The sequence below is a fragment of the Microcoleus sp. Pol12B4 genome, from assembly GCF_036701385.1.
GTDB lineage: Bacteria > Cyanobacteriota > Cyanobacteriia > Cyanobacteriales > Microcoleaceae > Microcoleus.
Genome location: NZ_JAUBQR010000044.1, coordinates 1 through 11,324 on the forward strand (window position 1 = coordinate 1; position 11,324 = coordinate 11,324).

Here is an 11,324-nt window from a genome sequence, read left to right on the forward strand (position 1 = left end):
GCAGTCAGCAGTCGGCAGTCATTAATCAGCAGTCATTGGTCGTTGGCAGTAGACTAATGTCTGGAGACTTGTGAGTCGTGACTCAAAACTAGCAACAAACAGCTAATCGCTACTGTGTTTTCCAGTGTACAATTTACAGCCGTGCGTTTTCTACAAATTAAACATCTCACCACCGAAGACCTCAACAGTGCAGTCGAACTCGATCGGCTCTGTTTTGGCGGACTATGGACTTTAGAAGGCTATGGGCGTGAGTTAGGCAGTCCTAACAGCGATTTACTGGGTTTGTGGTCATCGGAAACCGATGTCGGCAAATCAGCTCGAAACCTGGCCGACACGGGGGTACCGCCCCTACAGATTCCCCCAATCCTGATCGGTTTGGGTTGCCTGTGGGCAATTCTAGAAGAAGCTCATATTACAATTTTGGCAATTCATCCTCGCTTTCAAGGTCAGGGTTTAGGACAAGCTCTGCTTTGGGCTTTACTAAAAAAGGCTCACTATAGACAATTAGAACGGGCAACCTTAGAAGTGCGGGAATCTAATTTAGCAGCAGTGTCACTGTACAAAAAATTTGGTTTTAAAGAAGCTGGACGGCGCAAACGTTACTACGAAGACACCGGAGAAGATGCTCTGGTAATGTGGCGCAGTGGCATAGAAAAACCAGAATTTCAGCAATATTTGGCGGTTGAAAAAGTCCAAAGTTGCGATCGACTGCATCAGAAAAACTGGCATTTGGCGATCGATACTTTTGAGTTTTGAGTTGTAGGGACGAGAAAGCGATACACTAATATGCTGTGTTAATCGGTGCTATATTGTTCAAATGTTTCTGAAGGGGATAGTAAACCCGGAATAGGGATTACTTCTGTTTGATTACTACCAAAGTAATGTCATCAAATACTTTTTGTTTCCCGATGTATCGTCGCAGGTCGTCAACTACAGCTTGCTTGATTTCGGCTGCTGAGTGTTCCCTATTAAGAGCAATAACTTCAATTAATCTCTCGATACCGTATTGCGCCTTCTCCATATTAAAAGCTTCAGTAATTCCATCTGTGTAGAGTACGACAACATCCCTGCAATTTAACTGTATTTCAGTAGAAGCAATGAAATCGGCAATATCGGCTTCCAAGGCGATCGGAAAGCCTAAATCCATAGTATCAATTCGCTCTACTTCGCCGCTGCAACGCACCAAAATCATCTCTTCGTGCTGTCCGCTCAGACGCAGGGTATTGTCTTGATATTCCAGCAAACAAAGGGTCATGTTTTTACCAGAATTCATGCGCTCTACGTTGTCAAAAAGCGTTTGGTTCACTGTCTGCAATAATTTAATTTGATCGGTTTCGCGGTGCGCCAACAAAGTGCGAATTGCTGTTTGCACCATAATCATTAAAACGCCACTTTCTAAACCGTGCCCAGTTACATCACCAATGCCAATGGTGACTTTGCCATCCTGTTGCAACACGTCGTAGTAGTCACCGCCAACTTCATCAGCCGGTTCCATAAATCCAGCAATTTCTAATCCTTCAACTGCCTCTAATTCTGACTGGTTGGGTAAAATCATCTGTTGCAGTTGCTTGGTGACATCCAACTCAGCACCCATCCTAATATTTTCAGCTTTAAGTTTTTGATTGAGATCGATAATTTCTGCATTAGCTTGAGCCAGTTGGACGGTACGTTCTTTTACTTTATCTTCTAAGGTACGATAAAGTAGGGCATTTTCAATAGAAACAGCAGATTGAGAAGATAGAACTTTAGCGATTTCTAAACGGTTTTGCGTAAAGGCTCCTGAGACGAGATTATTTTCTAAGTATAACAGGCCAATCAGTTTACCCTGGTTGACGATCGCAGCACATAAGATAGACTTTGGTTGGTACTTGACGATGTAAGGATCTGTAATAAATCTCCCTTCGTTACTGGCATTATTTAAAACAATATTTTCCTTGGTTCTGGCAACATAATTGACCAAAGTTAGGGGCAAATTATCGCTGCTTTCTACCGGCAAAGATTGCAATACTTCTACTTGCCTATCAAGCTCTACTTTAGCTTCAATCTTTAATATATTGTTGTTTGATAACATCAGGAAACCTTTTTGTGCGCCAGCATTGGCGAGGGCTAGTTCCATCAATTTTTCCAACAATTTTTCCAAAATTATTTCGCTGGAAATTGCCTGGGCAGCTTTCAATACTGTGTCTAAATCTAGTAGTTGTATGGTTCTGGTACTCGATGAGGTGGCGGTTGTGTGAATACTAATATTTTCGTTTCCACTTCGAGTAAATAATTGAGGATATCTGGATTCCAAATCTGTTACTTTTGCTTGAGCACCCCAGCAAATATAGCCGTAGTGAGCATCATTCAGGTAGGTGCGAGCTACTTTTTCTCGTCCCATCCCCAAATAAAATTCTGCTGCTAATTCGTTGGCGATCGCTTCATTATTAATGTATCCTGATGCTCTGGCAGATTGAATCGCGCGATCGTAATACTCCATCGCTTTGAGCGGTTCCCCCAAGACTCGCGCTTTTTCGGCTTCTACTAATTCGTATTTATGACGATAATTCGCTGGAGCATGGAAGGCCCATTTCTCCATTTTTTGCTGATTTTCTATGACGATATCGATCGTTTCTGCTTGCTCAGACGTTTCCAAATCCGGATATAGAGCTAACAATGCCAGAGAATAGTAAAAATTGCTATCGCTGTAGATCATTGTAGTGACGACGGGTTCTGCATATTGGATTGCTAAGGCAGAATTTTCTACGGAACGGACGAAATTCCTAAATAAATAATAAAGCATCGCTTTGCCAAAATAGAAGGAAAACAGCGATTGAATATTATTAAGTTCTAGCAATCTCGGTAGCAGTTTTTCTTCATCAAAACTACTGCCTGTCAACTGACATGGCTCTGAAGAATCTCCGCTTAAATTTAAGGCAATCTGTTTCCATATGCGGACATAATAGAGAGGAAACTCTTGTTCAAGCCTAGCAATTAATTCAATATATTTACCTTGCTTTTCTATTACATATTCCAGTTTGTTTCCACTTAAGAATAAATGTAAACAACTATACATTGTTGCATAACAAGTATAGTCTAAATCTCCTGTTTCCATTCCGCTTTGAATGGCTTGTTGTGTCAGATCGAAAGTTTCTCGAATCGGCTGATTCCAAGGCAGAATACAAGTGCTAAATAGATGGTAAACTTTACATTTAAATTCTTGAGCATCAAATTTATCCAACAAACTCATTGCCAGTTTACCAAATTCATATCCAGCCTTTATGTCTCCCATTGCTCCAGACAGAATCAGGCCATAAAGACCATAGGGATAAATTGCCAAGGCAGAATTCCCATACTCCCTAGAAATTGCCATCATAGTCGTGATAATTGGCAGGACTAGGGAAGGTTCGGCAATAAACGCTGGTGAGATGATGGTATTTAACAGCCTCATTGCCTCGATTTTATAGGGATCGGTCATCTGTGGCAGGTGTTTCAAAGTCTCGATCGAGACTTGTTGCGGTATTTGTTGCTCTACAGATATTCCTAACCTTGCTAAACCTTGAATCCCAGTTTCTAATGCCAATTTCATTTCGTTTTTAGACAGATACAACTTAATTTTTAAGTCGTACAGGCGCGTTGCTTCTAAAACCGTTTTTACTTGTTGTAGCGCTGTCTGGGCAAGCATTGCAGACCGCTCGAAATTGGCATTTAAATATTCGCCCCTCACGGCAGATACATAAAGATTAAAAGTTAAGTCGTATTGACAGTCCCAGCTATCAGAGGACAGGAGTTCTAACCCAGCATTTAAATACCTTACAGCATGTTCGTAAGCAGTTGCAGCTTTGGCTTTGCGGCCGGCGATCAGATTGAGTTGTGCGAGTTCGTCTCTTGCCGATTGCTCCTCTATTAACTCAGCACCGATGTTCAATTGGTTGACAATATCGAAGATTTTTTCGCCTCTTTCTTCTAGTGTGGTATTCTGCAATAGTAGTTGACCGACTTTCAAATGTACTGCTTTTTTCTGCGCGTTGGGGATGAGAGTATAAGCAGCTTGTTGAACGCGATCGTGTAAAAATTTGTAGAAGATTGACTTGGTATTGCCTGTGGGTGTTGTTTCCGAGGCGCTGGCGAGCATGGGTAACAGATAATCATCGCTCAAGGGAAGAATTAGACCTTCCTGAAGTGCATCCCATAACTGGTTCGCTATCACCGTTGGAGATTTTTCACTTACGACTGAAAGAACTTCTAGATCGAATTGGTTGCCAATACAAGCGGCTAATTTTATTGCCTGCTGCGTTGTTTCGGCGAGTTTTTGAATTTTGCTCGTCATTAAATCGACTACATTATCGGTAATGACGATCGCTTGCAGTTGCTCGACATCCCACTGCCATTTTCCTTGCCGCAGGTCAAATGATATCAAATCATCTCGATATAATGATTCCAGCAACTGGGTTAAGAAGAAAGGATTGCCACCAGTTTTTTCCAGCAGTAGTTCAGCTAAAGATTGGGTGCGATCGCTGGACTCGTTGAAAGTTTCGGCAATTAATTGGTTGATGTGATCGATGTTCAAAGTTTGGAGTGCGATCGCCTCAATTGTTGCCCTATTTTTTTTAATTTCCTCCAATGTTTCCATCAACGGATGAGTCGGACTTACATCATTATCTCGATAAGCACCTATTAATAGTAAATATCGGTTATCTAACTCTGCCATCAGCAGTTTAATTAACTTCAAAGATGCCACATCTGCCCACTGTAAATCGTCCACCAATAAAACCAGAGGATGTGTCTTCCTGGTAAAAACGTTAACAAATTGTTGAAATACCAAGTTAAAGCGGTTTTGAGTTTCTGCTGGTTCTAGTTCGGGTAGGCTAGCTTGATGGCCTATAATAAGTTCGACTTCTGGAATGACATCAACGATCGCCTGACCGTTAGTACCAACCGCCTCTAAAATTTTTTCTTGCCAAATTTCGATTTTTTCTGAGCTTTCCGTCAGCAGTTGTCGCACTAATTCCTGGAATGCTTGAATCAAAGCAGCGTAGGGAATATTCCGCTTAAACTGGTCAAATTTGCCCGATATAAAATATCCTCGCGCTTCAACTATGGGTTTTTGGACTTCATTAATTAGAGATGATTTGCCAATCCCTGAATATCCAGAAACGATAACAAATTCGCTTCTAGAATAGCTGATAACCCGTTCAAATGCTGCCAGTAATGCGGCTGCTTCTGCTTCGCGCCCGTAGAGCTTTTGAGGAATTTGTAGCTGAACCGAAACATCTTGTCTTCCCAGAGGAAACGCTGAAATCTTACCTTGACTTCGCAGCATTTCCTGACAGGTTTCTAAATCTGCTTTTAAGCCCAAGGCGCTTTTGTATCGATCTTCTGCGGTTTTAGCCAGCAACTTCATCACAATATCGGAAACTGCTGGCGGGATGAAAATTGAATTTTCACTTTTGACTTTTTTTGGGGGGACGGGTTGTTTAGCAATATGACTGTGAACTAATTCCATGGGGTCTTCGCTTTCAAATGGCAACCGTCCAGTCAGCATTTGATAAAATGTAACCCCTAACGAATAAAAGTCAGTACGATAGTCGATCGAGCGATTCATCCGCCCCGTTTGTTCCGGAGAAATATAAGCGAGCGTCCCTTCAACTAAATTGGAATTGCTAATATTTTGCGTTTGCTTGGAAAGCTTTGAAGCAATCCCAAAATCTGCTATTTTAATAATATTTTTTTCTAAATTAACAATAATATTTTGAGGTTTAATATCTTTGTGAATAATATGATTATGATGCAACTCTCCTAGAATTTCTGACAGGCGAATGGCAATGGAAAGGAAAGTAATTAAATCGATGGGATTCCTGGCGATCGCGCTGGACAAAGATTGACCGCCAAAATCTTCCATAACCAGAACGTATGTATTCTGCTGGATTTCTAAACTATCTGGTTTGACAATTCCCTCAATCTGCAAATTTTTGACAATCTCGTATTCGTGCTTAAATTTGGCAATTTCGGCGGGTGTTGGATATTCAAGATTCAAAATTTTTAGAATAACTTGTTGTTCTGGAGGTTTGATTCCTCGAACAACAACAGTTTTTTCACCCGTGTAAATAGTTTCGAGAGTTTTGTATCCTGAAATGACGAACATGATGAGGTTTTTCCTAGTTGGTATTGAGATATCCGGTGTTGGAAAACCCTGGTCTTTTGATGACACAGGGTTTTCGGGCACTGTTCGATAACAGGTGGCTGATTTAAGAGAAGTGCGGATACACTTCATTTTCAAACATCTGCTCAATTTGAGGATTATTCTTAGCTTTGACTAAAGATTCGTAGTCCTGACGCACCTCTACATTGTAACTAGCTGTCCTAGTAGCAATTTTGGGCAACCAGGTCGCGTGAGTTGTAAATCCAAATTTAAGGCAGGGATGGTTAAGCTTGCATACAGGCCCTTGGGCGAGGTTTTCTGCATCAAAAATCCAGATTTCATGGCTGGTGGGCAAGAACACCATACAAACAATATAACCTTTTGTCGAACTGCTGTCCGCAGCTTTGCAGGGAACGAATTGGATCGAATTGACCATGTAACCTTCGGGAAACTGGTAGCGATCGCTAATAGCAATCTCAGCTTCTCCCGTACTGACTCGGAACAAGCAAGGCGGCACTCCCTCATCGCCATAAAGTAGCAGATCTGACGGAGAAACGGTACGGTAAGGATAGTCCTTAGTGAGGTGAAACAGAAAATTCGTCAGCGTTTCGTTCCACAAACCTAAAGAAGTCCAGTAAATATTATCCAGTTTTGCAGGCATCATGCCCGTTTGCGGGTCGGGACGGTAGGTATAAAAGGCAATTCCCCAGGTACAAGTAAAATCCCGGATCGCATCTTGTTGCAGAATTTCTCCCGTCTCGCCATCGAGGATATAACGCCCCACATAACTGATATCCATCTCCTCGCTAATCATCCCATGCACGCGATCTGGAATAGGTTCAGAAGTGTTAGCAAATCGATCGTAATTGCGTACCCATTCAGCACCCTCCCAAGCACAGACATGACCGATGTGAAGAACGATCCGATTGTCTGGATTTTCATAATCTTCCAAAAAGTGAATTGCTTCGCGAGGAATGACTACTTTTCGCGCTTTTACCTTCACTTGTGGCTCTCGTTTTGCTGGATTCGGATCGCATTTGAGATCGGCGCGACGGATGATATAAAGTACCGTATCGGGAAGTTGTGGAGTTGTCAGTAGAGCGCGCAAAAATCGTTCCAAACCAGGGCTTTTTGGCAAGGGATTGTTGATAATTTGTCCTAAGCCAAACTGGAAGGCTGTATCCATTAACAGCACATATTTTTCTGTCACTCCAATCTGGTGCATGGTTTGGGAAATCTTCATCGGCGAACCATTTTCTTGAACAATATTCCATCGTTCCAGGTCGTTCTTACCATCCCAGGAAATAAGGTAGACAAAATCATCCATTTTGGCGAAGATTTTGGCCAACCAACTAATAGGGCAAAGCAACAACTGCCACAGCCATTGGAAGAATTCGCTCCAAAATCCCTTCTGAATTTTATCGGCTTCCAGAAACTCGGCAAACCAGCCGAAGATACTGTCGATCGGGCGCAGCAGTTTGCCTGGAGTTAAGGGACAAGGGATACTTTTGAGGATGGTTGCCAGGGATTTACCGTAATTGACTGTAAAGGCAACGGGGCGATCGCGTCCTTTCTCGTCCTTTGCCCAAGGATCGAAATAGGGGTGGGCCGAACTCATTACCGGATTGAAAATAAACTTCAAGGGCGTTTTGGCTTCCGGACGCCACTCTTGGTTGGAACCCATTGGGGTTACTACTTCCAGACTTACCGGATCGACTTCGTAGGGACGACCGCCATCCCAACAGATCAGCAAGCGATCGCTCTCATCCGGTGCAAATCTCATCGGCAGAAATGCCGTATTTAACTGGTTCCGCAGTCCCAGGGATGTCGAGAACCGTCCCATCCCGTGATTGTTAAACTGATACTTTTGGTACTGCGTGCCCAGTTTTGTGGCATCGTCTGCATAGTAACAAGGGGGCTTGACCAGTTTTGAAGACAACCGCACTTCACCAGGTCGATCGAAGTCCAGGCGGTAAATCGTGCCATCCCCATTGACAATTGAATCGCCATCTCCATACGGAAGATTTGAGTTAACCGAACCGTTGGGGGCGGCAATAAAGACGTGACCTTGCAAGTCGTTGGGCAATTCTCCCCAAATTTTTTTCAGTTGGATGTTGTTGAATTCCTCGCGGGTGGATGTCATCACCGATTCGGGAACGGGGGGCGAACAGGTCGCATCGTTAGATTTAGTAAATTGATTTTGAGTGGGCATCATTTTGCGTTTGGATATGATATTTGAGAATGATTCATAACTTAAGCAAAGAAACCTGGTTTCTCGGAAAAATCGTTGTTTGAAAAATTAGATAACTAGATAGCAACCTGGTTTCTCAAATCGTCGCGATTAATCCTAATTATTGTGGGAATTGAGGATAAATTTCCTCATCGAACAGTTTCTGAATTCGGGTTTGGATTTCTGGTCGATGGGGAGCAATTCGATCCACCAATGGTTGAAAATCCTCCCGCACTGGAATGGAGTAGTTACTATTGCGAGGTGCCATTTCTGGCAACCAAACTGTATGGGTACTGAAAGCAAAACTGAGTAGGGAATGAGCGAGTTTGCACACTGGCCCTTTATGGAGTTCGTTAGCATTAAAAATCCAGATTTCGCTCTTACCAGATTTTAGGCGGTTGCAAGGATCGGGGTTGTAGTTGACGGTACAAACTATGTAACCATCGGTGGAATCCCCCTTCCCTTGGTGGCGAGGTACGAACTGTATCGAATTGGCAAAGTATCCGGGCGGGAACTGGTAGTTATCGAGCAGTTCCATTTTGTGGGTATCCAGTCGGGAAATTGCTGCCCGTTTGCCATGAGCGCTAATTTCCCGCATGATATCGGCAGGAATTTCCCGATACTTGTAATCTTTGTACAAATCGTAAATAAAATCCGAGAGCAAATCCTTCCAAGCGCCGTAAGAGTTCAAGTAAATATTGTCAAAAGTTTGAGGAGGCAACCACTCATCATTTTGTTTGGTGTCGCTGTACGTACACAGTCCGGTTGCCCAAGTGTAATCGAGATTGTAAGTTAATCGAGGTTCCGCCAGCAATTTGCCCGTTTTGCCATCAATCTCGTAGCGTCCCACTTGATTGATATCCATGCCATCCACCAACATCCCCAAGGGAGGACGGGGGTTATCTGTTAAGGGGAAATCGGTTGGGCGCATCCACTCAGCCACATCCCAAGCACAAGCATGGAGCGCATAGAGAGTAATTTTATCTTCGGGATTTTCATAGTCAACCACAAAGTGAAATCCTTCGCGGGGGATAACCAGTTTTTGAGCGACTACTGTTTTTTCTTGGGATTGGTTGTTGGCTGGACGCTCTCCTTCTTTGAGCGCAGCGCGAGGGATAATATAGATGCTGCTGTAGGGCAATTGTGGATAGTCGAGTAGCTTTCTAACTGACCGATCGAACTTTTTATTTTTGAGGGTAACCAGTTGAGCCAGTCCGATTTTCAAGGAAGTGTCCATCAGCACGACATAATCTTGGGTAACGCCAATTTGGTGAATGGTTTGTTGGATGGTAACTGGCGTTCCATCGGGGTTAATTAGCTTCCAGCGCTCGAAATCTCCTTGACCATCCCACCGAATCAAATAAGTGAGGTTGGGAATATTGATTAAGTCTCCCAGAAATTGCAAACCTAAGTTGAGTAATTGTATAAAATCTTGCAATTCTACTTGTAAGTTCTCCAACCGATCGACTGAATGAATTTCGTCAATTATAAGTTGTTTTATTTCGCGACTAAAATTTTTTAAATCTCGGTGACTGGCAGTTAGCACTAAGTCGTTTTCTAACAACAGCTTACTTGAGATGGCGGTGCGGGAAAATTTATGGATTAGTTTGAGAATTGGCAGTTTTTGTTCCCATTTATTGATGCAAGCGATCGCGCCTTCTATGAATTGCAAAAGGCTTTTCAGATTTTGCAAAAATTCTCTCAAGTTGGCAGCAATTTTTTCCACCTCTTTTTCTGCCTCGTACTCAAAAATCGGCGCAAGCATTGTCTTGAATGTCTTGCTATAATTCACTGTAAAAGTGACTGGTTTAGCTCGATCGTTTTCGTCCTTTGCTCGCGGATCGAAGTAAGGATGAGCCGTAGTCATAATCAACCCAAAAGGCAACCTCAACTCCATTTGGGGAATCCATTCTTTGTTCCATCCAACCGCCGTCACAACTTCTAGGGAAACCGGATCGATTTCGTAGGGACGACCGGCATCTAAAGTCACCAGTATACGGGTATTTTCCCCTGGAAATTTCATCGGCAACCATGCAGTATTCACCACGTTGCGAACTCCCAGCCATTCAGATAGTCGCGCCACGCCCAAGTTGAAAAAATGAAATTGCTCAAATTCTGGGTTTTGGTTGTTTTCTTTGCTATTAAAGATAGCGCGATCGGCTACTTGAGAAGGCGTTCCGGCAATTTTTGTACTTAACCATACTTTACCGGGAGTGGGCTGTCGATCGTCGCGGTCCACCTTTTTCTGAAAATCCAATCGGAATATCATGCCATCGCCATTAATCACTGGTGAACCGTCAATAGAGGGCAGAACAAGTGGAGTTCCTGCTAATGGTTTAGAGTCAGCAAAGCCTGCAGAAGCTAATAAGAACAGGTGACCTTGTAAATCCTCTGGTAATTTTCCTTCAATTACTTCGAGTTCGCTCGCATTCAGCTCTTGCCTGCATGCGGTTAGGATGGCAGATGGAAAGTTCTGCCCAACAGATTCGCCCATTTTCATACCTAGGATTAATTTATGGTTATATTGTACTTTATTGTGAGTTGAAAATTAATTTTTATATCGGCTGCTAAAGGTTTGTAGTGAGGACTTTAGTCCTCTAAATTTGCTAACTTAAAGGGACATGACTGACTATCTCGATCGCGAGTAATCGACCGGAGATGATATAACAACAGAATTTCAAGCAATCTCAAGTTAACTACCGATCGCCCCTCCTAGCAGATTAATAGACTTAACATCACAAAGATTATGCTAGAATCCATCAATACGCAGTCGTAGGTTGGGCACGGGCCGAGAAGAGCAATCTTCTTGCAGTCTAGGGGAGGTTGTAGGTCAGCCACCATTTGGGTCTTCCCAGTTGAAAGCCACCCTGCAACATGAGCCTGGAATCTGCAACCGCAGCCGAGTGCGGCAGATAGGTTGGGAGTGTCGCGCTAGAATAAGCAGTACGAGTTAACTCTCGAACACAAACGCTC

4 protein-coding genes are annotated in these 11,324 nt (G+C 43.1%); 1 reads left to right on the plus strand and 3 read right to left on the minus strand.

The window, feature by feature from the left end; all coding sequences use genetic code 11:
* The first annotated feature begins 141 nt into the window (after positions 1 to 141).
* Complete coding sequence (rimI, locus tag QUA38_RS08730) at positions 142 to 756, plus strand: ribosomal protein S18-alanine N-acetyltransferase (protein ID WP_445305040.1); 615 nt, start codon at positions 142 to 144, stop codon at positions 754 to 756.
* Positions 757 to 853: 97 nt separating this feature from the next.
* Here rimI and QUA38_RS08735 read toward each other — a convergent pair whose 3' ends face one another.
* From QUA38_RS08735 to QUA38_RS08745, 3 genes are all read right to left on the minus strand, one after another.
* Positions 854 to 6,124 (minus strand): AAA family ATPase, encoded by a 5,271-nt coding sequence (locus QUA38_RS08735; protein ID WP_333160918.1) that lies wholly within the window; start codon positions 6,122 to 6,124, stop codon positions 854 to 856.
* Between the two features lie 103 nt (positions 6,125 to 6,227).
* Positions 6,228 to 8,336 (minus strand): carotenoid oxygenase family protein, encoded by a 2,109-nt coding sequence (locus QUA38_RS08740; RefSeq protein WP_333160919.1) that lies wholly within the window; start codon positions 8,334 to 8,336, stop codon positions 6,228 to 6,230.
* Positions 8,337 to 8,472: 136 nt separating this feature from the next.
* Positions 8,473 to 10,845 (minus strand): carotenoid oxygenase family protein, encoded by a 2,373-nt coding sequence (locus QUA38_RS08745; protein WP_333160920.1) that lies wholly within the window; start codon positions 10,843 to 10,845, stop codon positions 8,473 to 8,475.
* Positions 10,846 to 11,324 lie beyond the last annotated feature (479 nt).